This is a genomic window from Hyphomonas sp., assembly GCF_040882205.1.
Taxonomy (GTDB): Bacteria; Pseudomonadota; Alphaproteobacteria; order Caulobacterales; family Hyphomonadaceae; genus Hyphomonas.
This window is the reverse complement of sequence record NZ_JBBEBT010000014.1, coordinates 1-25492: the sequence shown is the minus strand read 5'-3', so window position 1 is coordinate 25492 and position 25492 is coordinate 1. Positions and strand designations below refer to the sequence as shown.

General features: G+C 64.1%; 28 protein-coding genes and 1 pseudogene. 12 read left to right on the top strand and 17 right to left on the bottom strand.

Going from position 1 to position 25492, the window contains the following annotated elements:
* Positions 1-4: 4 nt before the first annotated feature.
* Together WEA77_RS01110 and WEA77_RS01105 are read right to left on the bottom strand one after the other, a co-directional pair.
* Positions 5-211 (bottom strand): hypothetical protein, encoded by a 207-nt coding sequence (locus tag WEA77_RS01110; RefSeq protein ID WP_368066032.1) that lies wholly within the window; start codon positions 209-211, stop codon positions 5-7.
* Positions 212-303: 92 nt separating this feature from the next.
* Positions 304-1170 (bottom strand): NAD(P)-dependent oxidoreductase, encoded by an 867-nt coding sequence (locus tag WEA77_RS01105; RefSeq protein ID WP_368066031.1) that lies wholly within the window; start codon positions 1168-1170, stop codon positions 304-306.
* 123 nt (positions 1171-1293) lie between these two features.
* Between WEA77_RS01105 and WEA77_RS01100 the strand changes: the two genes are divergently transcribed.
* The 6 genes from WEA77_RS01100 (at position 1294) to WEA77_RS01075 (ending at position 7405) form a co-directional block, all read left to right on the top strand.
* The gene (locus tag WEA77_RS01100) at positions 1294-1980 is read left to right on the top strand and encodes a flagellar motor protein MotB (protein WP_368066030.1); all 687 of its coding nucleotides are present in this window, start codon (positions 1294-1296) and stop codon (positions 1978-1980) included.
* A 124-nt stretch (positions 1981-2104) separates the two neighbouring features.
* Positions 2105-2839, top strand: a complete 735-nt coding sequence (locus WEA77_RS01095; RefSeq protein WP_368066029.1) for an arginyltransferase — start codon at positions 2105-2107, stop codon at positions 2837-2839.
* A 57-nt stretch (positions 2840-2896) separates the two neighbouring features.
* The gene (locus WEA77_RS01090) at positions 2897-4006 is read left to right on the top strand and encodes a TRAP transporter substrate-binding protein (protein ID WP_368066028.1); all 1110 of its coding nucleotides are present in this window, start codon (positions 2897-2899) and stop codon (positions 4004-4006) included.
* 18 nt (positions 4007-4024) lie between these two features.
* Positions 4025-4693, top strand: a complete 669-nt coding sequence (locus tag WEA77_RS01085; protein ID WP_368066027.1) for a TRAP transporter small permease subunit — start codon at positions 4025-4027, stop codon at positions 4691-4693.
* Positions 4683-6266 carry a TRAP transporter large permease subunit gene (locus tag WEA77_RS01080; protein ID WP_368066026.1) on the top strand — a complete coding sequence of 528 codons (1584 nt, stop codon included), beginning with the start codon at positions 4683-4685 and terminating at the stop codon, positions 6264-6266. The genes WEA77_RS01085 and WEA77_RS01080 overlap by 11 nt, the downstream gene beginning before the upstream one ends.
* 2 nt (positions 6267-6268) lie before the next feature.
* Positions 6269-7405 carry a pyridoxal phosphate-dependent aminotransferase gene (locus WEA77_RS01075; RefSeq protein WP_368066025.1) on the top strand — a complete coding sequence of 379 codons (1137 nt, stop codon included), beginning with the start codon at positions 6269-6271 and terminating at the stop codon, positions 7403-7405.
* Here the strand turns inward: WEA77_RS01075 and WEA77_RS01070 are convergent, their stop codons facing one another.
* From WEA77_RS01070 to WEA77_RS01055, 4 genes are all read right to left on the bottom strand, one after another.
* The gene (locus tag WEA77_RS01070) at positions 7406-8125 is read right to left on the bottom strand and encodes a hypothetical protein (RefSeq protein WP_368066024.1); all 720 of its coding nucleotides are present in this window, start codon (positions 8123-8125) and stop codon (positions 7406-7408) included.
* Entirely contained in the window at positions 8112-8459 is a 348-nt protein-coding gene (locus WEA77_RS01065; protein ID WP_368066023.1) for a hypothetical protein, read from the bottom strand. The genes WEA77_RS01070 and WEA77_RS01065 overlap by 14 nt, the downstream gene beginning before the upstream one ends.
* 46 nt (positions 8460-8505) lie before the next feature.
* Positions 8506-9069: a LemA family protein gene (locus tag WEA77_RS01060; protein WP_368066022.1), complete on the bottom strand. Its 564-nt coding sequence runs from the start codon at positions 9067-9069 to the stop codon at positions 8506-8508.
* A gap of 126 nt (positions 9070-9195) precedes the next feature.
* A complete protein-coding gene (locus WEA77_RS01055; RefSeq protein ID WP_368066021.1) occupies positions 9196-9537 on the bottom strand; it encodes an ArsR/SmtB family transcription factor in 342 nt (113 codons plus the stop codon).
* A 51-nt stretch (positions 9538-9588) separates the two neighbouring features.
* On the opposite strand from WEA77_RS01055, the pseudogene WEA77_RS01050 reads away from it, so the two are divergent.
* Together WEA77_RS01050 and WEA77_RS01045 are read left to right on the top strand one after the other, a co-directional pair.
* Positions 9589-10060 (top strand): annotated as a pseudogene (locus WEA77_RS01050) (SRPBCC domain-containing protein).
* A gap of 32 nt (positions 10061-10092) precedes the next feature.
* Positions 10093-10836 (top strand): NAD-dependent deacetylase, encoded by a 744-nt coding sequence (locus tag WEA77_RS01045; protein ID WP_368066020.1) that lies wholly within the window; start codon positions 10093-10095, stop codon positions 10834-10836.
* 128 nt (positions 10837-10964) lie between these two features.
* Here the strand turns inward: WEA77_RS01045 and parC are convergent, their stop codons facing one another.
* On the bottom strand, positions 10965-13202 hold the full coding sequence (gene parC / locus WEA77_RS01040) for a DNA topoisomerase IV subunit A (protein WP_368066019.1): 2238 nt from the start codon (positions 13200-13202) through the stop codon (positions 10965-10967).
* Between the two features lie 119 nt (positions 13203-13321).
* Between parC and WEA77_RS01035 the strand changes: the two genes are divergently transcribed.
* Both WEA77_RS01035 and WEA77_RS01030 read left to right on the top strand, forming a co-directional pair.
* Positions 13322-14017 carry an extensin family protein gene (locus WEA77_RS01035; RefSeq protein WP_368066018.1) on the top strand — a complete coding sequence of 232 codons (696 nt, stop codon included), beginning with the start codon at positions 13322-13324 and terminating at the stop codon, positions 14015-14017.
* Positions 14018-14086: 69 nt separating this feature from the next.
* Positions 14087-14698 (top strand): glutathione S-transferase family protein, encoded by a 612-nt coding sequence (locus tag WEA77_RS01030; RefSeq protein WP_368066017.1) that lies wholly within the window; start codon positions 14087-14089, stop codon positions 14696-14698.
* Here WEA77_RS01030 and recO read toward each other — a convergent pair.
* From recO to rpoZ, 8 genes are read right to left on the bottom strand one after another with little or no spacing between them, the layout of a single operon-like run.
* Positions 14695-15426 (bottom strand): DNA repair protein RecO, encoded by a 732-nt coding sequence (gene recO, locus WEA77_RS01025; protein WP_368066016.1) that lies wholly within the window; start codon positions 15424-15426, stop codon positions 14695-14697. The genes WEA77_RS01030 and recO overlap by 4 nt on opposite strands.
* Positions 15423-16370, bottom strand: coding sequence for a GTPase Era (gene era / locus WEA77_RS01020; protein WP_368066015.1), 948 nt, complete (start codon positions 16368-16370; stop codon positions 15423-15425). The genes recO and era overlap by 4 nt, the downstream gene beginning before the upstream one ends.
* Positions 16367-17122, bottom strand: a complete 756-nt coding sequence (gene rnc, locus WEA77_RS01015) for a ribonuclease III (protein ID WP_368066014.1) — start codon at positions 17120-17122, stop codon at positions 16367-16369. Before rnc ends, era begins: the two co-directional genes overlap by 4 nt.
* Entirely contained in the window at positions 17119-17529 is a 411-nt protein-coding gene (gene acpS / locus WEA77_RS01010; RefSeq protein WP_368066013.1) for a holo-ACP synthase, read from the bottom strand. The genes rnc and acpS overlap by 4 nt, the downstream gene beginning before the upstream one ends.
* Positions 17526-18284 (bottom strand): pyridoxine 5'-phosphate synthase, encoded by a 759-nt coding sequence (locus WEA77_RS01005; RefSeq protein WP_368066012.1) that lies wholly within the window; start codon positions 18282-18284, stop codon positions 17526-17528. Before WEA77_RS01005 ends, acpS begins: the two co-directional genes overlap by 4 nt.
* Entirely contained in the window at positions 18284-18865 is a 582-nt protein-coding gene (gene pyrE, locus WEA77_RS01000; protein WP_368066011.1) for an orotate phosphoribosyltransferase, read from the bottom strand. Before pyrE ends, WEA77_RS01005 begins: the two co-directional genes overlap by 1 nt.
* The gene (locus WEA77_RS00995; RefSeq protein ID WP_368066010.1) at positions 18855-21140 is read right to left on the bottom strand and encodes a bifunctional (p)ppGpp synthetase/guanosine-3',5'-bis(diphosphate) 3'-pyrophosphohydrolase; all 2286 of its coding nucleotides are present in this window, start codon (positions 21138-21140) and stop codon (positions 18855-18857) included. Before WEA77_RS00995 ends, pyrE begins: the two co-directional genes overlap by 11 nt.
* An 8-nt stretch (positions 21141-21148) precedes the next feature.
* Entirely contained in the window at positions 21149-21499 is a 351-nt protein-coding gene (gene rpoZ / locus WEA77_RS00990) for a DNA-directed RNA polymerase subunit omega (protein WP_368066009.1), read from the bottom strand.
* 156 nt (positions 21500-21655) lie between these two features.
* Between rpoZ and WEA77_RS00985 the strand changes: the two genes are divergently transcribed.
* Both WEA77_RS00985 and WEA77_RS00980 read left to right on the top strand, forming a co-directional pair.
* Entirely contained in the window at positions 21656-22225 is a 570-nt protein-coding gene (locus tag WEA77_RS00985) for an NYN domain-containing protein (protein WP_368066008.1), read from the top strand.
* An 81-nt stretch (positions 22226-22306) separates the two neighbouring features.
* Positions 22307-22789, top strand: a complete 483-nt coding sequence (locus WEA77_RS00980) for a DUF2267 domain-containing protein (protein WP_368066007.1) — start codon at positions 22307-22309, stop codon at positions 22787-22789.
* Between the two features lie 54 nt (positions 22790-22843).
* On the opposite strand, the gene WEA77_RS00975 is transcribed toward WEA77_RS00980, so the two are convergent.
* Together WEA77_RS00975 and WEA77_RS00970 are read right to left on the bottom strand one after the other, a co-directional pair.
* A complete protein-coding gene (locus WEA77_RS00975) occupies positions 22844-23593 on the bottom strand; it encodes a lipid A-modifier LpxR family protein (RefSeq protein ID WP_368066006.1) in 750 nt (249 codons plus the stop codon).
* A gap of 432 nt (positions 23594-24025) precedes the next feature.
* Positions 24026-25492: ribonucleoside-diphosphate reductase subunit alpha (locus tag WEA77_RS00970; RefSeq protein WP_368066005.1), on the bottom strand; the 1467-nt coding region annotated here is incomplete at its 5' end.

The following is a 25492-nucleotide window of genomic DNA, read 5'->3' as shown; positions in this document are numbered from 1 at the left end:
GAATTTAGAGTTCCTCGCGGGTACTCGGCGAGCGGGCAGCCTTTTTCTCATCTTTCGGCGCCGGCAGTTTCGGCAGCGACGCAACCGTAACACGCCAGTCGGTGCCCTTTTCGAGATAGGACTGGAGATTGCCGGGCAAGGCCCGGGCCGGTTCGCCGCGCCTGTAGACATGGATCAGACGGCGATCGCACTGCGCCGGTTCGATTACCACCTAGTCGAAGGGGTCAGCCGCTTTAGCGATCCGGACGACATGGTCGAACACCTCACCGTGCTGGACATGTACATCAATGCGGCAAATGCCCATCAGTCCGGCTTGCGGTCGAGCCGCGCGATCAGGCTGGACGTATCCCAGCGCGCGCCGCCCATAGCCTGCACTTCGGCATAGTACTGGTCGACCGCGGCGGTCATCGGCAGCGTTGCGCCGATCTCCTCGGCAGCGTCCAGCGTGATGCGCAGGTCCTTGCGCATCCAGTCGACCGCGAAGCCGAAATCAAACCTGCCCTCGGTCATCGTCTTCCAGCGGTTCTCCATCTGCCAGCTTTGCGCCGCGCCGCCGGAGATCGCCTCGATCACTTTCGCCGGATCGAGTCCCGCCTTCTCGGCGAAGTGCAGCCCCTCGGCGAGGCCCTGCACGATGCCGGCAATACAGATCTGGTTGACGGATTTGGCGAGCTGGCCCGCGCCGCTCTCGCCGATCAGGGTGATCTTGCGGGCGAAGGCGTTCATCACAGGCTCGGCGCCCGCGAAAGCGGCCGGTTCGCCGCCGCACATGATCGTGAGCTTGCCATTAATGGCGCCCGCCTCGCCGCCGGAAACCGGCGCGTCGATGAAGTGGGCACCTTTCGCCTTGCAGCGTGCGGCGAGTTCGCGGGCGAGGCCGGCAGAGGCGGTGGTATGGTCGATGACGGTCATGCCGGCGCCGAGGCTCGGCTCAAAGGCGTCGAACACGGCGCGCACGTCTGGATCATCGCCGAGGCACATCAGGACGAACTCGGCGCCGAATACGGCAGAGGCGGGATCGTTCGCCACGGCGCCCCGGTGGACGGCTTTCCAGGCTTCGCTTTTGGCCGGAGATCGGTTCCACACGGAGACCTGATGGCCCGCCCGGGCGAGGTGGCCCGCCATGTGAAAGCCCATCACCCCGAGGCCGAGAAAAGCGGTGCGCGCCATGCATGTCTCCTTTTGGGACGCGAATAGATCGATTTTCATCGAAATCCTACCCCCGCCTGAAGCGCGGGTTTCACCATGACCTGTTAGACGATGATCTCCGTCAGAAGGACAGGAACCTGGACGATGGCTTACGCCACGACCCACCGGCAACTCGCAGGCAGAATGCCTGCACCACCGGCCCGCAAGATGGGCACGTGGAAGATGGCTTATGCCGACTTCCTGACCGCCCTGATGGCCTTCTTCCTGCTGATGTGGCTGGTCAGCGGCGTCTCGCCGGATGCCCGCGCCGCCATCGCCGGAGAGTTCGAGACCCTGGAAACCTCCCTCGCCGGCGCCGCCCCGGCGGTGCCGGCCGAAGCCGCCGACCTGTTCAGCCTTCTCCAACTTTCCGAGACCCTTAAGGCCGCCGGCGAAAGCGTTATCCTTTCCGTCGAACCCGACGGGGTCCGCCTCGATCTGGTCGACACGGCCGGCCGGCCGCTGTTCCAGAGCGCCAGCGGCGCCCTGACCCCGGAAGGCGCCGAGCTGGTTGACGCAGCCGCCCGCTCGCTCGCGCCGCTATCCAATCCGGTCTCCCTCGAAGGCCATACCGACGCCTTCAGCCTCGCCTCCACCGGCTATTCCAACTGGGACCTCTCGTCCGACCGCGCCAACGAGGCCCGGCGCCTGCTGGAAACAGGCGGCGTGGCCGCAGCGCGCTTTCAGGCCGTGACCGGGCTTGCCGACACCCGGCCCCTCGATCCCGGCCAGCCTCACCTCGCACGGAACCGCCGGATCAGCCTGAAAGTTCATCTGGCCGCCCAGCCGTGAGGCTTTCCGGCAACGCCGGTGTGGCTTTTTTGCCTCGCTTGGCGGTCTGGCCGGTTTTCGCCCCTTGGCGCTGGCCCGGCGGCGTGTATCGTTCCCTCACATGAAGTTCTCGGATTCCCATCTGTTGCCGGCCGGCCTGGAACGGTCGCTGAGGTTCTACGTCACGAACCCCAGCCCCTGTCCCTATCTGCCTGATCGCAAGGAGCGGAAAGCCTTCACGAACCTCGCAATTCCGGAAGCCGACGCCGTGCATAACGTGCTCAGCCAGTCCGGTTTCCGCCGCAGCCAGTCTATCGCCTACCGGCCCGCCTGCCTGCGCTGCAATGCCTGCCGCAGCGTCCGCGTACCGACACGCGAGTTCGATGTCAGCCGTAATGACCGCAAGGTCATCGCAAAGAACACCTCGCTGGTGCGCCGCCCGGTTGCCTCGCAGGCGACCCGCGAACAGTTCCGGCTGCTGAAATCCTATGTGAAGACGCGCCATGACAATGGCGGCATGTCCGAGATGACCTACCGGGACTATGTCGCCATGGTCGGCGGCAGCCCGGTACAGAGCCTGATCTTCGAATACCGCGACGGGCCGGAAGAAAACGCACCGCTGGTCGCCTGCTCGATCACGGATGTGCTGCGCGACGGCTTCTCGATGGTCTACACTTTCTTCGATCCCGAAAAGGACGCGCGCAGCCTCGGCCATTACGTGATCCTCGATCACATCCGCCATGCGCAGGAGCTGGCGCTGCCCCACGTCTATCTCGGCTACTGGGTCAAGGGCAGCCCCAAGATGGACTACAAGCGGCGTTACCAGCCGCTGGAAGTACTTGACGGCGACCGCTGGCGGCCCTTGAGAGACGACGAGTAAGCTGCACTTTCGACTGGCCCGGAGAGGCCGGACGGGTAGCACATTGGGAGGCTGCAGATGATCAACCGGCGCAATCTCGTGGGCGCAGGCCTGCTGGGTGCAGCAGGTGCGGCCGCCACCTTCGCCAACCCAAAATCCGGCGAAGCCCTCACCGGCCCCGCGATCAGTCGCAGCCGGCGCCGCTTCAACATGGTCACCACCTGGCCGAAGGGCCTGCCCGGCCTTGGCCGCGCCGCCGAGCGCGTCGCCGAAAAAGTGTTCGAGATGTCGGATGGGCTGATGGAGATCAAGGTCTTCGCTGCCGGAGAGCTCGTGCCGCCGTTCGAGAGCTTCGATGCTGTCGCCAACGGCTCAGCCGACATGTACCACGGCGCCGAATATTACTGGACCGCGAAGTCCACCGGCTTCCCCTTCTTCACTGCCGTGCCCTTTGGCATGACCGCGCAGGAGATCATGGGCTGGATCGACCATGGCGGCGGCCAGGCACTCTGGGACGAGCTGTCCGGCCAGTTCGGCATCAAGTCCATCCAGGGCGCAAATACCGGCCACCAGATGGGCGGCTGGTTCCGCAAGGAAATCCGCACGCTGAATGATTTTGTAGGCCTGAAGATGCGCATTCCGGGACAGGGAGGCGACGTGCTGCGCGCGCTGGGCGGTGCCTCCATCGCGCTGGCGGGCGGCGAGATCTACCAGGCGCTCCAGACGGGCGCGATCGACGCCGCCGAATGGGTCGGCCCCTGGAACGACTATGCCCTCGGCTTCCACCGCGAGGCGCCCTACTATTATGGACCCGGCTTCCATGAGCCCGGCGCGAGCCTCGCGGTCGGCATCAACCGCAGCGTCTGGGACAGCCTTATCCCCAGCGAACAGGCGATCCTGAAAGCCGCCTGCGAATCCGTGAACCATCTCTCACTCGGCGAATTCACCTACCAGAACTCGGTCCACCTCGACCTGCTCGTGCGCGAGCACGATACTCAGCTTCGTTCGTTCCCGGAGGAGGTGGTCAAGCGGATGTCCGAGGCGGCGTTCGACGTGCGTGCCGCCAGCGGCAAGGACGGCATCGAGAAGCGCATCTATGAAAGCTTCGAAGCCTCGCTGAAACTGATGCGCGGCTGGGCCAATGTCTCGGATGGCAAATACTACACCGCCCGCGCACTCGGCAAATAGGCAGCGGGGCAAGGCCGGATGGATCCCCAAGTTTTCCTGACGCTGGGCACGGCGCTGAAATGGGCGGGCATCGCCCTCCTGCCGCTGTTCGCCCTGCCGCTGATCGTGCTCGCCGTGCCGCGCCTCGCGGACGGACTGACCAAACGGCTGATCGCCGTCATCGACCGGATTTCCGGCGGCGCGCTCGGCGTCGCCATGGTGTGCGGTATCGTGCTGATCTTCCTGCAGCTGATCGTCGTACTGCTGCGTTATGCCTTTGGCCTTTCGTTCACCTGGCTGAACGAAGCGGTGACCTACGCTTTCGCCGCGATGTTCATGCTGGGCGCCGCAGCCGCCTTGCGCGACGGCGCGCATGTCCGCGTCGATATCCTGCGCCCGCGCTTCGGCGAGACGGGACGCAACTGGATCGAGCTTTCCGGCGCCTATCTCCTCCTTTTTCCCATCTGCGTCCGCATCCTGATGACCAGCGAAGCGGGCCTCGCGCGCTCCTGGTCGCTTCTGGAAGGCTCGCGCGAATCCGACGGCCTGCCGATCCTCTATCTCTTCAAGACGCTGGTGCCGGTCTTTGCCGTGCTCCTGATGGCGCAGGGCCTGTCGGAATCCCTGAAGGCCGCACTTCGCCTCACCGGCGCCCTGCTACCCGCAGAGCCCGCGCCGGAAACGGAGGCCAGCGGCCATGGAGCTTGAAGCGATCCTCGCCATCATGATGTTCATCGCCGCGCTCTGCGGCCTGCTCGCGGGCTATCCCGTCGCGCTGACGCTCGGCGGCGTCGCGCTGATCTTCGCCCTCCTCGGGATTGCCTTCGGTGTCTTCCCCGACAGTTTCCTGAAAGCCTTCCCGAGCCGCATCGAAGGCGGCGCGATCATGCAGAGTCAGACGCTCATCGCCGTGCCCTTGTTCGTGCTGATGGGCGTCATCCTTGAACGCTCGCGCGTGGCCGAAGACCTCCTCAACATTGCGAGCCGCCTTCTCGCGGGCGTGCGCGGCGGCCTCGGCTTTGCGGTCATCCTGGTCGGTACGCTGCTCGCGGCATCCACCGGGATCGTCGGCGCCACCGTCATCACCATGACGCTGATCGCCCTGCCAACCATGCTGCGCCAAGGCTATGACGTGCGCCTCGCGACCGGTACCATCGCGGCTTCCGGCACGCTCGGCCAGATCATCCCGCCGTCCATCGTTCTGATCCTGCTCGCCGACGCTATCTCCAACGCCGCCAGCCAGGCGAGCCTGCGCAGCGGAAGCGGCTCGGCGGTCGTCTCGGTCGGCGACCTCTTCGCGGGCGCGCTGATCCCGGGCCTGATCCTCGTATTCTTCTATCTCGCCTGGGTCGCTCTGGTGGCCTTCTTCCGCCCTGCGGCCTGCCCGCCCGCAAAGCTGGAAGACGGCACCGCGCCGCTGACCTTTACGGACATTGCCCTCGGCCTCGGCGCACCGATTGCGCTGATCGTAGCGGTGCTAGGCTCGATCCTCGGCGGCATCGCCCCGCCGACCGAAGCGGCCGCCATCGGCGCCGGCGGCGCCATCCTGCTCGCGGGCCTGCGCCTTGCGCGCGATGCTGCCAGCCGGCTCACGCCGGTCATCCTCGCCGGCCTTGCCAGCCTGATCGTCATCCTCGTGTTGCGCAATGTCCTCGACCTGCGCGTCGGCGACATCCAGCATTCGGGTGCGGCAGCAACCGGAATGGCGCTCACCGCGCTCGCCTGCCTTGCCTTCTTCGCCTCTCTCTGCGCCGGGCTACTGGTGCTGCGCAAGGCCGGACAGCTTACACCCGCCGTGAAGAGCGCCACGCACATCACCTCGATGGTGTTCCTCATCCTGATCGGCGCCTCTCTTTTCAGCCTCGTCTTCCGGGGTTTTGACGGCGATGACCTGATTGCGGACATCCTGCATTCCGTCCCCGGGGGAAAATGGGGCGCGCTTGCGGCCACCATGCTCGTCATGTTCTTCCTCGGCTTCTTCCTCGACTTCATCGAGATTGTGTTTGTCGTCGTGCCGCTGGTCGCGCCGCCGCTGATCATGCTGGGCTGCGACCCGGTCTGGCTGGCCATCCTGATGGCCGTGAACCTCCAGACCAGCTTCCTGACCCCGCCCTTCGGCTTCGCGCTGTTCTACCTGCGCGGCGCTGCGCCGCCGGAAGTCAGCACACTGCAGATCTGGCGCGGCGCCATTCCGTTCATCGGGTTGCAGCTACTGCTGATCGCCCTGATCGCCGCCGTGCCGTCGCTCGCCACCTGGCTGCCGTCGATTGCGGCGAAGTGAGCATGGGTCAGGACATTTCACCCTTCGAGGCGATTGCTATCAGCCGCCGCGCGCATGAACTGAAGGCGGCCGGCCAGCGCATCCTGCACATGGAATTCGGCCAGCCCTCGACCGGCGCGCCATCTGCCGCCATTGCAGCCGCGCACGGGGTGCTCGATGCCGAGGCGATGGGCTATTGGGAAAGCGTGCCGCTGAAGGCGCGCATTTCGCAGCACTACCAGGACACTTACGGCGTGGAAGTCCAGCCGCGCCGCATCGCGCTCACCTGCGGCGCCTCGCCTGCGCTGGTGCTCGCTCTCTCCACCGCGTTCAATCCAGGGGACCGGATCGCTCTCGCCCGCCCGGGCTATGTCGCCTACCGCAACACGATCCGCGCGCTGAATCTCGTGCCGGTCGAAATCCCTTGCGGCGAAGCCGAGCGTTTCCAGATTTCAGCCGCTGCCATCGCGGCGCTGGGTCCCGCCCCGCAAGGCATCCTGCTGGCAAGCCCCGCAAATCCCACCGGCACCATCCTTCCGGACACGGAGCTTGCCGCCATTGCCGGCGTTGCCCGCGAGATCGGCGCCCGCATCGTCTCGGACGAGATTTATCATGGCCTGACCTATGGCCCGGCAATCCATTCGATGCTGGAGCATGATCCCTCCGCCTACATCGTGAACAGCTTCTCGAAGTATTTCTCGATGGCGGGCTGGCGGCTCGGCTGGCTTGTATCACCGGACGATGGGGTCGCGCGCACCGGCGCCTATATCGGCAACCTCTTCCTCACGGCGCCCTCGCTCGCTCAGCATGCCGGCCTTGTTGCGATGGACAGCCGCGCGGAACTCGACGGCCATGTCGAAGTCTACCGCGCCAACCGCGCGCTGATGCTGGACGCGCTGCCCCGCCTCGGCCTCGAGCGCATCGCACCGCCGGACGGCGCCTTCTACATTTACGCCGACATCTCGCGATTCACCGATGACAGCCTCGACTTCTGCCTGCGCCTCCTCGAAGAAACCGGCGTCGCCGCCGCCCCTGGCATCGACTTCGACCCCGTCGACGGCCACCGCTTCATGCGCTTCTCGTTTGCGCTGTCCACGGATGAGATCAGAGAAGCGTTGAGCCGGCTTGAGCCCTGGTTCAGGGCGCAGCCAAGGCGCTGATCACTCTGGAGCGCAAGCCCCCCAGAACGTCTCGATACCCCGCAAGTCGCCCTCGCTGAACACCTGTTCCGGTACGAAAATCTGGAAATCCTCCTCCGGCATCACGCGGATATACAGCGTTCGCGCGAGGCTGCCGGGCGTCTGTTCCGGTTCGTTCCAGCAGCCGGGCGCGATAGCACCGAAAGTCAGCTCGTTCTCGCCCGGTGCTTCAGCTTTCAGGCGCGCAAGCTCCGCGCTCAGCGCCGCAAGCCGCGCCGCATCTTCCGGCCGGGTGGCATAGGTCCAGATGGTGAAGCCGTCCTTGTTCTCGGTGGCGAGGAACTGGCTGTCGAACCCTTCGGAGGTCAAAAGCGGAAACGCCTCGGCGAGGTCCACACCGAGACGCGGGCTGATCACATTGATCTGCAAATACGCCCCGTCATCATAGGCGCGGAAGGTGGAGGGAATGCGCATCGCCAGCGCGATCTTCGACAGGTCAAGCTGGGTCGGATCGACGTTCGGCTGCGGACCGGCCGCATCCGCCCGAACGTCCGGTTCCTCCACCTGCAGCGGCGGCTCGGCGGGGGGCGTATCCGCCTTTGGCGAACAGGCCGCCAGCATCAGGGCGGCAGTGGCAAGGGCGAGGGCAAAACGCATGGGGCAGCGGCCTTTCGGGATCAGCGCTTCATGCTCACCCGAAATCGCGTGTTTCGTCCAGCGCTTCGCATCAGGCGCAATCATATGCAGCTTCCGCCCCGCCATCTTCGGTGCGCATCAGCGAGACGAAAACGCAGCCCTCTGGCGCAGCCCTGCGGGCGGCTTCCTCCAGCTCTGCGGCGAGCGTCTCGTCGCCCTCCTGAACCCGGAATTTGCCATCCATCGCGAGCGACAGCTTCAGCTTGAAGCCCTGCCCATCGAGCGGCGCGGCGAAGAAGTTGTAATTGTCCGTGCCGATGGTTTGTCCCACAAGACCGTCCCAGGCCGAAGCGCCCCATTTGGCGGCCGGCGCACTCGCGCCGGATGCGCAAGCGGCGAGCCCTACGAGACCCGCCGCCAGAAGTAGTGGTGCTTTCATGCGGGCCTCCTGATCAAGGCGGCCAGTCTATCCGAAAGCGGAGGACCTAGAAACCGACCTTCGGCGGTTCGTCCAGCGTCGCGCGGCTCTCGGCGCCGACATCGAAGAACTCGCGCGGCTCGAAACTGAAGCTGCCGGCGATGATCGAGCCGGGGAATTGTTCACGGGCCGTGTTATAGTCCTGCACCGCCGAGTTGTAGAAGCGGCGCGCGGCAGCGAGCTTGTCTTCGATCGACGACAGCTCGTTCTGCAGCTGCAGGAAGTTCGTGTTGGCCTTGAGATCCGGATAGGCTTCGGCGAGCGCAAACAGCTTGCCCAGCGCCTGCGTCAGTGCGCCCTCGGCGCGCGCCATGTCTCCGGCCGTATTTGCCGCCTGCGCTGCATTGCGCGCCGCGATCACCTGCTGGAATGTTGCCTGCTCGTGCGCAGCGTAGCCTTTCACCGTTTCGACGAGGTTCGGGATCAGGTTCTGGCGCTGCTTCAGCTGCACATCCACGTCCGCAAACGCCTGGTTGACGCGCTGCCGCTTCATCACGAGGCCGTTGTAGATGAGGATGATCATGCCGGTGATCGCGACGACCACCGCCAGGACGATGAGAACAAGGTTCATTGGGTGCCCCTCCGGAATGGCCTAACTGACAAGGCCTAACCGGCACAGCGCTGTTTCGCAAGCAATATGCCCGGGCGTCCCGGATCAGATCGCAATCAGGCCGAAACAGGCCGCAACAGGCCGCAATCAGGCCTGAGGCGTTTCCAGCCCTGCCTTCAGTGACGCCAGCCCGTCCGCCGCACAGGCCGCATAGGGGCCGATCCAGCGGTCATGAATCGCCTTGAAGGGCAGCGCATTCAGATGGTTCCAGCGTACCCGGCCCACCTTGTGCGCAATCACAAGGTCTGCCGCCTCAAGCACTTTCAGGTGCTGCATCACCGTGCAGCGGTCCAGCGCCGGAAAGCGCGCGCACATATCGCCCGTCGTCTGCGGGTTGTCCCTCAGCGCATCGAGCATGGCCCGGCGCACCGGCGCGGCGAGCGCCTTGAATACGAGATCGTCGGTAGTTTCGGTGGCAAAGCTTAACATGTTATATTTATATAACATTATAGGCCGGAATACAAGCCCCGGAAATGCCTCATGGACCTGAAGTTCGACGTCAGTGGCCGCATTGCCCGCCCCGTGGATGAAGTCTTCGAAGCGGTCGTGAACCCGGAAAAGCTGTCAGGCTATTTCACCGCCGGCGGCGCCAGGGGCCGGCTCGAAACCGGCACCGCCGTCACCTGGGACTTTGCCAATTTTTCCCGGCGCCTTCCCGGTCAAGGTCGTCGAAGCAGAGAAGAACCGCCGCATCATCCTGCGCTGGGACGCCTGCGACACCGGCGCCGAACCCGGCGGTGAGGCCGGCACCTATCAGACGCAGGTAACCCTCCGGTTCGAGGCGCTCGGGGACGGGCGCAGGCTGGTGTCCATCGCCGAAGAAGGCTGGCGCCAGACGCCTGCCGGCCTGAAATCCGCGCTCAGCAATTAGGGCGGCTGGATGCACATGCTGTGCTGCCTGAAGGCCTGGGTCGAATACGCCATCAACCTGCGCGCCGGCATGTTCCACTAGAACTTTCGGGCGAACGAATTACTCTGCGCGTCATGACCGATGCCGACACCCTCGCCCACATGATCCGCAATGCCCACCGTGTCGCCGTGTTCACTGGCGCGGGCATCTCCACCGAAAGCGGCATCCCGGATTTCCGCTCGCCCGGCGGCGTGTGGAGCAAGATGCAGCCAATCATGTTCCAGGACTTCGTCGCCTCGCGCGACAAGCGCCGCGAAGCCTGGACGCGCGTCTTCAACCGCACCGCCGGCTGGACCGGCGCCGAACCCAATGCCGGCCATTATGCGATTGCCGAACTCGTCTCCGCCGGAAAGATCGCCAGCGTCATCACTCAGAATGTCGACAACCTGCACCAGGATTCCGGCGTGCCGGACCGTCAGGTGATCGAGGTGCATGGCAATGCAAGCTATGCCAAATGCCTCAATTGCGGCAAGCGCTACGAACTCGAAGCTCTGCGTTCCCGATGGGAAGCGGACGAGGACATCACCTGCATCTTCTGCACGGGCCTGATCAAGACCGCGACCATCTCCTTCGGACAGGCCATGCCGGAAGCCGAAATGGAGCGCGCCAGCGAAGAGGCGTCCTTATGCGATCTGATGCTGGTGCTCGGATCGTCCCTCGTCGTCTATCCGGCAGCAGGTATTCCCCTGCTCGCCAAAAAGCTAGGCGCCCAGTTTGCCATCATCAACCGCGAACGCACAGACCAGGATCCGCATGCGGACCTTGTGATCAACGCCGAGATCGGGCCGCTGATGACGAATGTGGTGGGGCGGCTTTAGGCCTATCCGCCCCCGCCCTCAGGTTCATCCCCGTGATAAAGCTCGGATCCATCGAAGCTCATGCTTGACCCGATCCTCGCCTTCGCGGGGACGAGCTGACAATTCAGTTACTCAAGCCAATCCTGAGCCTACCCCGAAAACGTCCCGCCCTTCGGGAAGCCCTTGGGCACAAGCTTGCCGGCCTGCGCTCTTGCGCCGCGCCAGCCTTTCCATTCCTCGAAGGCGCGGTGGCGCCCGCCGGTCATCACGATCAGGCCGTCGCGCTTGTCGAAGGTGATGAGGTCGGCGAGTTCGGACTTGCCGCTAAAGGTCTGCAGTTTGTTGCCCTTGCCGCGTGACATTTCCGGCAGGTCTTTTAGCGGGAAGATCAGCATCTTCCGGTTTGTGCCGACCACGGCGATCATGTCGCCTTCCACCAGTGCGCAGACCAGCAGATGGCCCTCGCCCGTATTCACAACCTGCTTGCCTGCCTTCCGGTTCGATTCCAGTTCGGTTTCCGGAATGACAAATCCGTACCCGGAGCTTGACGCCATCACGCGCTTGCGTTCGGGGTCGAACCTGAACATCGCGACGATGTCGACATTGTCTTCCAGTTCGATCGACAAGCGGATCGGCTCGCCGTTCCCGCGCCCGCCTGGTAGCTTGTCTGCCGACAAGATGAAGGCGCGGCCATCGGACGACATGATGACCAAACGGTCGGTCGTCATCACTTCTTCCAGCCAGGCCGGGCCGTCGCCCTCCTTGAACTTTATCGAATCCGCGTCGATGCCGTGGCCCTTAATGCCGCGTATCCAGCCCTGCTGCGACAGCACGACTGTCACCGGCTCCTTCGGCCGGGAGGCCTCCAGCGCCGCCGCAAGGTCGACATCCGGGGCGGCCTCGAACGTTGCGCGGCGCTTGCCGAGCGCCGTTCCCGGATCAAATTCGTCGCGTGCGGCCTTCAGGTCTTTCGACACCTTCGACCATTGCTTGCGCGGCGATCCAAGCAGCGAGATGATCTCCTCGCGCTCTTCCTTCAGCTTCTTGTGTTCACCCCGGATCTCGACCTCTTCCAGCTTGCGCAAGGCGCGCAGGCGCAGGTTGAGGATCGCTTCGGCCTGGATATCCGTCAGCCTGAAGCGCTTCATCAGCAACGGTTTGGGCTCATCCTCGGTCCGGATGATGCGGATCACCTCGTCGATATTGAGGTAGGCGATCAGGTAGCCATCGAGCAGGTGCAAACGCTTCTTGATCTTGTCGAGACGGAACTCCGAGCGCCGCACCAGCACTTCGCGGCGGTGGTCAAGATAGGCCTGCAGCACGGCCCTGAGGCCCATCACCTGCGGCGCGCCCTTGTGCAGCACGTTCATGTTCAGGCTGAAGCGCGTTTCAAGATCACAGACCTTGAACAGGCTCTCCATCAGCACATCCGGCTCGACCGTCTTGGCGCGGGGCACAAGGACGAGGCGCACGTCCTCGGCGCTCTCGTCACGCACATCTTCCAGCAACGGAACCTTTTTGGCTTCCAGAAGTTCGGAGAGGCGTTCGAGCAGGCGAGACTTCTGCACCTGATAGGGAATCTCGGTCACGATGATCTGGTAGGTGCCCCGCCCCGTATCCTCGACATGCCAGCGCGCCCGCATACGGAAACTGCCGCGGCCCGTCTCATATGCTTGCAGCATCGCGGCGCGTTCCTCGACGATCACGCCGCCAGTCGGAAAGTCCGGCCCCTGAATAAATTCCATCAGCTCGGCCGTCGTCGCCTTCGGCTTCTCTATCAGCAGGCGCGCCGCATCGATCACCTCGGCCACATTGTGCGGCGGGATCGAAGTTGCCATGCCGACCGCAATGCCGGTCGCGCCATTGGCGAGCAGCGCCGGGAAGCCGGCGGGAAGCACTACGGGTTCTTCGTCATTCTCGGCATAGTTGGCTCGAAAATCGACCGCGTTCTCGTCGAGGCCTTCCATCAGCAGCTCGGCTGCGCGCGTCATGCGCGCTTCGGTATAGCGATAAGCGGCGGCGCTATCGCCGTCGATGTTGCCGAAGTTGCCCTGCCCGTCGACCAGCGGGTAGCGAACGTTGAAATCCTGCGCGAGGCGAACGAGCGTGTCATAGATAGAGCTGTCGCCGTGCGGGTGGTAGTTACCCATCACATCGCCGACGATCTTGGCGCATTTGCGGTATCCGCCTTCGGGGTCCAGCCTCAGCACGCGCATGCCGTAGAGGATGCGCCGCTGCACCGGCTTCAGGCCGTCGCGCACATCCGGGAGGGCCCGGGCCGTGATCGTGGAGAGCGCATAGGCGAGATAGCGCTTCGACAGCGCCTCGCTCATCGTCTCGTTGATGATCCGCTCTTCAGGCGGCGGCGAGGGTCCGCGCTTCACCATTCTGGTCTCTTCTGCAGTTCGTGCCACATTCTGTGCGTGCCCCGGCTTTAGGGTCGATTCCGGCTCAGGGGCCAGCACACGTTAACAGAAACCGGGGTTTGGTTAAGGAAAGGAAAAGGGTGGCGCTGCAAAAGGCCCTCGTGCGCCATTTCACGCTGCTGGTCCTGCCTTTGGCCCTGGTCGTGGGCGTTTTCCTCCGGTTTGCCCCGCCTCAGCACAACCCCTTGGCACCGCTGGACCTCAACGACCGGCCGGGCATCGCCTCCCACTTCAAGATGACGCAGCTGGAACGCCACCCCTCGGCCTGTTTCAACGCCCTGGACGCGACCGGCGTGCTCTTCACCCCGCTGGAGGATTCCCCGCGGGGCGAGGCTTGCGGAAAGTATGACGCCCTGACGCTCGACCGCTCCCTGACGCCCTATTCCGCCACCCTCAGCATGACCTGCGGCCAGACCGCCTCGCTTTATCTATGGGAGCGCCACGTCGCCCGCCCCGCGGCTGTGGAAATCTTCGGCTCCCCCATCGCCCGCATCGAGACCTATGGCAGCTTCTCCTGCCGCAACATCGCCGGCTCCGACCGCAAGTCCGAACACGCCCGCGCCAACGCCGTCGACATCTCCGGCTTCCGTCTCGAGGATGGCCGCCTGATCAATGTCGAAACCCATTGGGACAATGGCGGCAAGGAGGGCGAATTCCTGAAGCGTGTCCACACGGGCGCCTGCCGCATCTTCTCAGTCACCCTGGGACCCGACTATAATGCCGCCCATGCCGACCATTTCCACTTCGACATGGGCAATGCACGAACCTGCCGGTGAACGCCTCTTGCCGGACGCTGCGTCAGGGCCTCATTGTCCTGCCAACGAGATAAACCGGGAGGATCCATCATGAAGCTTATCAATTCCGTCGGCCCCAATCCGCATGTCGTGCGCATGTTCATGGCCGAACGCGGCATCACGCTGGCGCTGGAGGACATCGACATCCTGAAGGGCAAGAACCGCGAAGGCGACTACCTGAAAACCAATCCGGCCGGCCAGTCGCCCACGCTGGTGCTGGATGACGGTTCAGTCATCACCGAGATCACCGCCATCTGCGAGTATCTCGACGAGAAATTTCCGGGCGACAGCCTGATCGGCAAGACCGCTGAAGAGCGCGCCCAGACACGCCGCTGGACCCGCTGGACAGACCTCAACATTGTCGAGCCATTGGCCAATGGCTTCCGCTATTCCGAAGGCCTGCCGCTGTTCCAGTCCCGCTTCCGCTGCCTCCCGGAAGCCGCCCCCGGCCTGAAAGCCAAGGCGCAGGACGCTCTCGCCTTCCTCGATACGCAGCTTGCCGCGCGCACCAATGTGGCCGGCGAAAAATTCACGCTCGCGGATGTGCTGCTCTTCTGCTTCCTCACTTTTGGCGGCGCTGTCGGCCAGCCGCTGAACCCGGAGCTGCAGAATGTCGGGCGCTGGTATGCTGCGGCCGCTGAAAGGCCCAGCGCCAAGGCTTAAGCTTTGCCCAGCAGGCGGACGACCAACCGCTCCCGCTCCGGCGGAACACCCCGGTGCACTGCAGCGAACAAGCGGTTCTCAAGGAAGTGACCGGTCAGCTTCAGCCCGGCGGCAATGTCGCCGGGCTGCACGGGCGCCGCGGGCCGCATCAGGAAATCCGGAAGCGCCAGCAACCGGTCAATGTATTGCTCGGCCTCGGACCCGCGCACAGCGCGCCCGGTCTTCGGCGAGACGTGCGTCAGTCCGTCATTCGCTCCGGAAATAGCGCACTCTTCCAGGTCCAGACCGAATCCCAACGCCGAGAGCAAGCCCAGTTCCCAGCGCACATACAGCGCCGGCCAGATGTCGCCATGGCCAAGCTCATCCAGCAGCAGAACCGTCGCCTCGTAGAGACTCGAGCCCGCCGCATCGCCTTCGTTCATGCTGGCACGCAGCATCGCCGTGATCGCGGAAACTGCCGACAGCGCCGCTGGATCATCCAGCAGCCGCGAGGCGCGCTCCTTGCGCGGCTCCGCCAAATCGAACCGGCCGAGCGCATCATCCAGCCGCCCGGACCAGGCCAGCGCTACCGTGTTGCCCGCATCATAATGCGCCCGGCGTTTGCGCGAGGCGCCGCCATAAACGAGGCCGGAACGTCGGCCCCGCGCCGCCGTCAGAACATCAAGGATGAGGCCGCCCTCGCCGAAGCGGCGCCCACCCAGAATTATTCCGTCATCGGACCAGTTCATACATCAAATTCGAGGCCGAACCCGGAGTAATTCTCGCGCTTCTCCTGCCAGCGCTCGTCCACCTTGACGAACAGGAACAGGTGCACTGGACGCTCCAGCATCTGCGTCAGTTCAATGCGCGCCTGCCGGCCGATCTCTTTGATCAGCGCGCCGCCCTTGCCCAGCACCATCGCCTTGTGCCCATCCCGTCCGACAATGATCACCTGCTGTACGCGGACGGACCCGTCCTTGCGTTCTTCCCAGCTCTCGGTCTCCACTGTCAGCTGATAGGGCAACTCCTGATGCAGCCGCAGCATAAGCTTCTCGCGCGTCACTTCTGCGGCCAGAACGCGCATCGGCAAGTCGGCAATCTGGTCGGGCGGGTAGAGCGCTTCGCTCTCCGGCATGCGCGCGGCAATCGCGGCGGCGAGCTTCTCCACACCGTCGCCCTTTTCGGCGGAGATCATGAAGATCTCCTCGTACACGCCCTCACCGTTCAGCGCCGCCATCACCGGCAGCACGCGGTCATGCGGGAAGAGGTCGATCTTGTTGAGCGCCAGGATCGCCCGCTTGCCGGCATCCTTCAGCTGCGCGATCACGCGCTGGTCATCTTCGATGGAATGGCGCTGCGCTCCGCTGGTGTGACCCTCATGTTCGGCCACCCAGGCCGAGGCATCGATCAGGTGCACGATCGCATCGGCGTCGTCCGCCCCGCCCCAGGCCGCCTTCACCATCGCCCGGTCCAACCTTCGCTTGGCGACGAAAATGCCGGGCGTATCTACGATCACGACCTGCGCCGCGCCGATCTGCGCGACGCCGCGCACCGGAAAGCGTGTTGTCTGCACCTTGTGCGTGACGATCGCCACCTTCTGACCTACGAGCCGGTTGGTCAGCGTTGACTTGCCGGCATTCGGCGCACCGATGATGGCGCAGAAGCCTGCATGGGTTACGGCCTGATCGCTCATATGTTCCCTTTCAGTTGTTCCAGCATCCGCGCGGCGGCGAGACGCTCGGCATCGCGCTTGGAGGGGCCCGCGGCGGCGGCCGTCCCGTTCTGCGCAATGCGCACTTCAACTTCGTATTCCGGTGCATGATCCGGGCCGGAGCGGCCGGTCACCACATAATGCGGGAGAGGATGACCTTGCCCCTGCGCCCATTCCTGCAGAAGGGTTTTCGGATCCTTCATTTCGGCTGGCCCGCCGTTGAACTGCGGCGCCCAGGCCTTCTCGATGAACTTGCGCGCCGCAGCGAGACCGCCGTCCAGATAGATTGCCGCAATCACCGCTTCGCAGGCATCGCCCAGCGTCGATTCCCGCTCGCGCCCGCCGCTCGCCACTTCGCTGTCTGAAAGCAGCAGAAACGCGCCGAGGCCCAGATGCCGGAATGCCTCCGCACACGCCCCTTTCTTGACCAGCTGGTTCAGGCGCGGCGCGAGGTCGCCCTCGGTTTCGTTCTTGCGCCGTTCGATCAGGCGTTCGGCAATCAGGAGGTTCAGCACCCGGTCGCCGAGGAACTCCAGCCGCTGATTGGCATGCTGCAGCGATTCCGCCGCGCTCACCGCGCTCGGATGCGTCAGCGCGCGCACCAGCAGCGTCCTGTCCTTGAACCGATGCCCGCAGGCGATCTCCGCCTCCAGGATGGCAGCGTCGCCGAGGCTCCGCCGGACCTGCTTTGCCGCCGCGCGTTGGCGCGTGCGTTTTGGTCGTGCAGGCGTCATGTCGCGCCTGTCGCCATGGCTTCGATAATGACCTGAGCCTCCGCCCAGGGATGATCATCCGTCAGCGTCAGGTGCACCACCGCCGTGTAACCGAGCGGCGTGATCCGTGCGAGGCGCGCTGCCGCGCCGCCGGTCAGTTCGAAACCCGGCTTGCCGGACGCCAGGTTGATCACGCCGAGATGTTGCCAGTGTACGCCGGCGCGCGGCACGCCGGTGCCGAGCGCCTTGGCGCAGGCTTCTTTCGCCGCAAACCGCTTCGCATAGGTCTCCGCAATGCGCCGCCGGCCCCGCGCCTTGGCAATCTCATAGGGTGTGAAAACGCGCTCTTCGAAGCGCGCCCCAAACCGGTCGAGCGAGCGCTGGATACGCTCGATATTGCAGAGGTCGTTGCCGATGCCGATGATCATGCCGCGGCCGCCGCGCCGCGCGTGATGTCCATCCGGCGCCGCATCTCGCGGATGGACGCTTCAAGCCCGATGAAGACCGCCTCGCCGACGAGGAAATGCCCGATATTGAGTTCCGCAAGTTCTGCGATCGCGGCCACCGGCCCGACATTCTCGAATGTCAGCCCATGCCCGGCATGCGGCTCGATGCCCCGGCGGCGCGCATCGGCGGCGGCAAATTTCAGCCGCTCCAGCTCCGGCGCCGCCGCGTCCGCGCCGCCTTCCAGCCAAAGCTCTGCATACTTTCCGGTGTGCAGCTCCACGACCGGTGCGCCCAGCACTTCGGCCACCGCGATCTGCACCGGGTCCGGCTCGATGAACAGCGACACGCGCGCGCCCGCGCGCCGAAGCGCCTCGACCACCGGCGCAATCCGGTTGTGCATGCCGGCCACATCAAGGCCGCCTTCAGTCGTTCGCTCCTCGCGCCGCTCGGGCACGAGACAGGCCGCATGCGGACGAAAGGCCGTCGCAATCGCCACCATCTCTTCTGTCACGGCCATCTCCAGGTTGATCGGCAGGCGCGTCGCGCGGCGGATCGCCTCCAGGTCGCCGTCGCGAATGTGGCGGCGGTCTTCGCGCAGGTGGATGGTGATTCCGTCGGCGCCCGCAGCCTCGGCGATCTCAGCCGCGCGCACGGGATCTGGATGCGGCCCACCGCGCGCATTGCGGATAGTCGCAACGTGGTCGATATTGACGCCCAGCCGCAGGAAGTCCGACATCAGGCAAGCCCCCGCGAGCCAGGTTTCACGGCGGGCATCGCGGCAAGCTCCGGCGGCAGTGCATCGGGCGCATAGTCCGGGAAATCGACCTGCGCGAGGGAAACCAGCTCGCATCCGACATCCACCCGGCCGGCCGAACGATCGATGATGCATGCCCCGCCCACCAGCGTTCCCGGCAGATTGCCGAGCGCCTCTACCGTCTCGCGAAACGACAGACCCGTCGTCACGATATCCTCAGCGATCAGTACACGGTCATTCGCATCGATTGAGAAGCCGCGCCGGAACTCCAGTTTGCCCTCCACCCGCTCGGCAAAGATCGCGCGTGCGCCGAGATGCCGGGCAATCTCGTAACCCGGAATGATACCGCCCACGGCAGGCCCGGCCACGACGTCGATCTTGCCGAACGCCGCCGTGAGCTTCTCAGCTAGCGCCTTGCAGAGTTTTTCCGAAAGGTCGGGCCGCGAGAAGACCAGCGCCTTCTGAAGGAAAACAGGACTGCGCCGGCCCGAGGAGAGGATGAAATGCCCCTCCAGCAGCGCGCCGGCATCCCGGAAAATATCGAGCACCTGATCACTGTTCATCCTGGCCCTCCTGGTCGCGCACGGCGCGGTCAACAACGGCCAGCGAGCGCAGGGCTGCCAGAATTTGCGTCATGCGTTTCAGGTCTTCCACTTCAATATCCATCAGCAGTTCAATAAAATCGGGGTGGCGCGCGCCGGTCGAGATGCCGACAATGTTGCCGTTGGACTCAGCCACCGCCGAACAGAGCTTCGCCAGAACACCCTTCTGGTTCGACGCATTGATCCGTATACGGGCGGTCGCCACCGCGCCGGTCTTTGCCAGTTCGGTCCATTTCAGGTCGCGCCAGAGTTCCGGGCGGTCGTCATACTCAGCGAGGCGCGGGCAGCTGGAAATATGCACCACAAGGCCCTTGTCCGGCACCTGCACGCCGATGATCCGGTCGCCCGGCAGCGGCCGGCAACACTGACCGAGGTGCAGCGTCACACCGGGCATCAGATCCTTGCCCTCCACGAACAGCGGGGCATGACGGCTGTCGATCGGCGTCTTGTCGGCATCGTCGGTTCGCTCGGCGAAATAGCCCGGGAACGCCGCATTGATCACGGCCGATGTCTGCATCCGCCCACGGCCCACTTCCTCGCGCAGGTCATCGATGGTGGAAATGCCGATCTTGTTGGCCACATCCCGCAGCATCACGTCCACCGGGTCGGCGCCCGCACGGCGCAGCGCCTGGTTGATCAGGCCCTCGCCGAGGCGGCGGAACTCTGCCGCCTCGCGGTCACGCTCCAGCTTGCGCTGCTTGGATTTCGCGCGCCCCGTATAGGTCATCGCTTCCCAACCGATTACCGGCGCGGGCATCCGTCCACGGATGATATCTACCACGTCGCCATTTTTCAGTGGGCGGCGCATGGATTTCTCCTCGCCGTTGATCCGCGCCCCGATTGTGGTGTCGCCCACGGCCGAGTGCACGGCATAGGCAAAGTCCAGCGGCATGGCGCCCGCCGGCAGGATGATCAGCTTACCCTTCGGGGTGAAGGTGAAAACATGCTCGCGGTACATCTCGAGCTTCGCGTGCTCGAGGAATTCGCCCGGCTCCGCACCGTCGCGCAGCAGTTCGGCAAAGGCCTTCAGGTTGGCTTCCGGGTCAAGGCCGGCGGCGCGCGCTGAGTCCATATCGAAGCCATAGGCGCGGTTCTTGTAACCCCAGTGCGCTGCCACGCCATATTCTGCCGTGCGGTCCATCGCCGCCGTGCGGATCTGCAACTCCACGCGGCGGTTACCGCTGGCGCGCACGGTTGTATGCAGGCTGGCATAGCCGTTCGGCTTCGGCACGGAAATGAAATCGCGGAACCGGTCCGGTATGCATGACCAGTGCGTATGGATTGCACCGAGTACGGAATAACAGTCCGGCACATTGTCGAGGATCACGCGGAAAGCGAAAAGGTCCGCCACGTCGCGGAACGAGATCGATTTACGCTCCAGCTTGCGCCACAATGAATAGGGCTGCTTGCGCCGCCCCTTCAGCCGGTAGCGGATACCGGTCGCGTCGAGCAGTCTCGTCAGGTCATTGCGTATACGGTCGAGATCGCCGCTGTTCTCCCGCTCAAGCTCTTCCAGCCGGAAGAGGATCGCCCGGCGTGCTTCCGGATTCAGCTCCTGGAAGGCCATGTCGTCCATACGCGCGGCGACATCGTAGAGGCCCACCCGGCGCGCCAGCGGCGCATAGATGTCCATCGTCTCGCGCGCCGTCCGCTGCCGGCTTTCCGGCTTCTTGCGGTGGTGCAGCGTTTCCATATTGTGCAGCCGGTCTGCCAGCTTCACCAGCAGCACGCGAATGTCGCTGGTCATCGCCAGGATGAACTTCTGGAAGTTCTCCGCCTGCGCCGTTTCCTTGGAAGTGAACTCCAGCTTGTCGAGCTTTGTCACCCCATCGACCAACTCGGCCACATCGGCGCCGAAACGCACTTCGATGTCGCCGATGTCGATATCTGTATCCTCGACCACATCATGCAGCAGGCCAGCGACGATGGTCACCTCGTCGAGGCGCACATCGGCGAGCAGGTTCGCCACGCGGATCGGGTGGGAATAATACGCCTCGCCGGAATCGCGCCGCTGCGCGCCGTGGTGCTTCTTGGCGAAGTCATAAGCCTGGCCAAGCAGTTCGGACCGCACCCTCGGGTGATAGGCCCGGACTTTGGCAATCAGTTCTTCACGTGTGGACGCCGGCGGCAGCTGATCGCCCGTCTCGGGCGCGGCGGGCGTCTTGCCAGCGTTTGCGCCAGCCCCTTTTTCCGGTCCGGCCCCTTTTCCCTGACCAGAAAGGGCACTGGCGTCCATTTTCTCTCCTAGAGGCGGTCGTCGCGCCCGGATTCGATCTCTGCCTGGTAAGCGCGCAGCACATCGTCCTCGGTCGCAGCCGGGGCAGCCATGAGGGCTTGACGGTCGGCTTCGCGCTCGTTCTCTTCGCCCGGACGGATGTCCTGCAGGCCGGAGATCAGCGCTTCCTTGACGACTTTCAGGTCGATCGAGGAATCCGCGATTTCGCGAAGCGACACGACCGGATCCTTGTCATTGTCCCGGTCAATCGTCAGCGGCGAGCCTTCGCGGATCATCCGCGCACGGTGGCCGGCGAGCAGGACGAGCTCGAACCGGTTGGGGACTTTCTGGATGCAGTCTTCGACAGTAACGCGGGCCATTTCGGGATAATCTCCTGAGAACCGCCCTTTATATGCGCTGCAACACATCGCGGCAACCCAATCCTTGCAGGGTTCCGCAAGGACAGGTAAGCGATGGGAATACACGTTTCCGGGCAATTTATTGGCCCCTCCTATTGGAAGAAAAGGGTATTGCCAATGGCCTTCTACAAGGATGAGCGCCTGGCCCTCTTCATTGACGGCGCTAACCTCTACTCGGCCGCCCGCGCAGTCGGACTGGAAATCGATTTCCGCAAGCTTCTCAAGGAGTTCCATACCCGCGGCCGCCTGATCCGGGCGAATTATTACACCGCCCTCGTCGAGAATGACGAATACAGCCCGATCCGCCCGCTGGTCGACTGGCTGGCCTATAATGGCTTTAACGTGGTCAAGAAGGCCGCCCGGGAGTTTGTCGACCGCGAAGGGCGCAAGCGGGTGCGCGGCAACATGGATGTGGAGCTGTCCGTCGACATGCTCGAGGCCGCGGCCTGGGCAGACCATATCGTCCTGTTCAGCGGCAATGGCGATTTCCGGCGCCTCGTCGAGGCCGTGAAGGCGAAAGGCGTGCGCGTCTCGGTCGTCTCCACCCTGAATGCTACCCCGCCGATGATTTCAGACGACCTGCGCCGCGAGGCCGACACCTTCATCGAACTGGTCGACCTCGGCGAACTGATCGCCCGCCCCCGCCGCGACGCCGGCGACGCGCCGCAGGATGAAGACGAGGACTGAGCCGGGCGGCGGCGCCGGCCCGAATTTTGGCGTGCGGCCACATATGGGGGCCGGGGTTGCCTGCACCGATGCCGCGTACCGATGCCGCGGACCTGCCGACACGCGGGCGCCGAGCGGCAACGCTTCCTCGATGTGGCGAGAGACGAGATGGACCTTGTCACCAACAACCTCGCGTACACGGCGATCGAAGGCGTTTTGCTGACGTTGCGACGCCGGCTTGCGGCCGAGCCAGCGCTACGATTCGCCGATATCCTTGCGACCGTTCCGCAGGCGATCTTCGCCACGCACTGGCAACCTGCTGCCCCCTCGCCAGGGGGCAACCGGGACGAGGAGACTGGCGAAGCTCAGGCTTTGCGCCTCCATAACAACCTCACACCCGGCAATTGCATCGAAGCAAAGGCGATTGCCCTGCGGGCGATCGTCAGGGCGGACGAGATCGATCCGGTGCTCGCCGCCTTCGGACCGCAGGCCCAGGCCCTTTGGCATGTGGATCCGGGCGCCTTCGCCCCGTCGATTTTCCCTGAACCGCGTGTTGCGCGCGCGTGCGGCGGGGGCCGAAAATGAAAGCCCCCGCCGAAGCAGGGGTTCACATCGCCTGAACTCAATTGCGAAGCCGCCTTATCGCCGCATCGTGAACGTGATGCCTGCGAAGTCTTCCGTGTCCTGCAGCGTCTTGTTGCGATCGCTGAACTCCATCTCGCGGCGGATATAGCTGAGCGACAACTCGCCGCCGGCGCGCTGGATCGAGAAGCCGGCCTGCAGGTCGCCCACGGTCAGCTGATCAGTCATCTGCACGTCGGTCAACGTGTTCATGCCGAGGCGCTGCAGGTCCGTATCCCACACGAGCGCTTCGCCGTCGGCGCCGACAAAAATATACCAACCCTTCGGCGCCGGACCGTCTGCGAGGTCGAGACCCTGACCGAGGCGGAGTTCACCGCCAATCCTGCGGCCCCTGAGATCGCCGCCATCCCGCATGGCAACGCGCGGAGCGAGGCCCACATCGAAGCCAAGGCCAGTCTGGCCGCTGGTGGCCGCAATCGAGACGCCGAGCGACATTTCATTGTATTCGGGGCTGGGCTGGCCGTAACGGCTCGAAGCGAGCTGGGCAGCGACCGAGGCAATCGCGGGGTTCGCGCTCCAGCCAAAGTTCACGTCGGTATCCGGCACGCCGGTCATGCCTGCACCGGTCAGGCTGAATGCGCTCGGCTGTGCATCGCTGGCAAGGACAGAGACCGGGGCGTTCGGAGGCGTCAGGCGGATGCCGGCGGGAATGCGCTCAGAAATCCCGAGCGGGGATCCTGCAAAGGCATTTCCGGTGGGCGAGTTGAGCGCGCCGTCTCCGAACGATCCCGGAACGGCAAGGCTCATTCCCAGGGAAGGCGCAACGGCCGGCTCCCAGTTGGCATAGTCGGTGCCCGTTGCCACGCAACCCTGGCAGGCCAGGGTCAACAGACTGGATGCAATCGCGTACACCATTCCCCTAATACCTTTCATGGCCGAAGTCCTTACTCTGACTGGTAAGAAAATGACCCTGTTCCGCTAATCTACCATGAAGGAGTTTAGGCACCAAAGGGCAAAACGCGCTTCAAAGATTAATTCCTTGCTACAGATCCTAAACGTTCAGATGTTGCTACAGTTCCCGGATTTTCAGGGAAATTTTCTCGTAAGAACCGCGCCAGAACCCGATACTACAGGATTAACCTGTTCAGATAATTGGCGAAATTGCAGCAGCCGGAATGCAAAGCGGCCCACCTTTTGGCGGGCCGTCCTGGCCTTCCGGCGATCAATCCTTTGGCATGTCTACTGGCAGGCGAGACACTCATCATAGTCGGTCGAACCGGTTTCCTTGAAACCTTCCTCGATCTTCTCGGACCCGGCGAAAGAGGCGCGCTGGACCGATTTGGAGCGGCAGTAATAGAGCGATTTCAAGCCCCGCTCCCATGCCGTCCAGTGCAGCATATGCAGATCCCACTTCGACACGTCGCCCGGCAGGAACAGGTTCAGCGACTGCGACTGGCAGATGAACGGTGTGCGGTCAGCCGCCAGTTCGATGATCCAGCGCTGGTCGAGTTCGAAGGCGGTCTTGAAGACATCCTTCTCCTGCGCGTCGAGACAAGCAAGGTGCTGAACCGAACCCTCATGCTCGAGGATCGAGTTCCAGATTTCAGGCGTGTTGAGACCCTTCGTGTCGAGCAGGGTTTCGAGCTGCTGGTTCTTCACTGTGAACGAGCCCGACAGGGTCTTGTGCGTGTAGACGTTCGCCGGGATCGGCTCTATGCCGGCCGAGGTGCCGCCGCAGATGATCGAGATCGAGGCGGTCGGCGCCACGGCCAGCTTGTTCGAGAAGCGGGCCATCATGCCGACATCGCGTGCGTCCTCGCAGGGGCCGCGTTCCCTGGCAAGTTTCACCGAGGCCGCATCAGCGCCCTGGCGGATATGCTTGAAGATCTTGAGGTTCAGAGATTTCGCCGTGGCGCTTTCCAGCGAGACGTTCATCGCCTGCAGGAAGGAGTGGAAACCCATCACGCCGAGGCCGACCGAGCGCTCGCGTTTGGCGGAATAGACCGCGCGGGCCATTTCCGGCGGGGCGCGTTCGATGAAGTCTTCCAGCACGTTGTCGAGGAAGCGGAACACGTCCTCCATGAACATCGCCTCTTTCGACCATTCGAGGAAGGTTTCCGCATTGACCGAAGAGAGGCAGCAGACGGCTGTGCGATCCACGCCGCGATGGTCGACCCCGGTCGGCAGCGTGATTTCCGAGCAGAGGTTCGACTGGGTGACCTTCAGGCCGAGGCGTTTCTGGTGCGCCGGCATGGCGTTGTTCACGGTGTCGGTGAACAGCAGGTAGGGCTCGCCGGTCTGCATGCGCAGCTCGAGGATCTTCTGCCAGAGCTTGCGGGCGTTGACCGTCTTCAGCACTTCGTTCGATTTCGGGCTGATCAGCGGGAAGTCATCATCATTGCGCACCGCCTCCATGAAGGCATCGGTGATGTTGATGCCGTGATGGAGATTGAGGCTCTTGCGGTTGAAGTCGCCGGAGGCTTTGCGGATTTCGAGGAATTCCTCGATCTCCGGGTGATGGATGTCGAGATAGCAGGCGGCTGAACCACGGCGCAGCGAGCCCTGGCTGATCGCCAGCGTCAGAGAGTCCATCACGCGGATGAAGGGGATGATGCCCGAGGTCTGCCCGTTCTGCCCAACCTTTTCGCCAATCGAGCGGACATTGCCCCAATAGGTGCCGATGCCGCCGCCGTTCGAGGCAAGCCA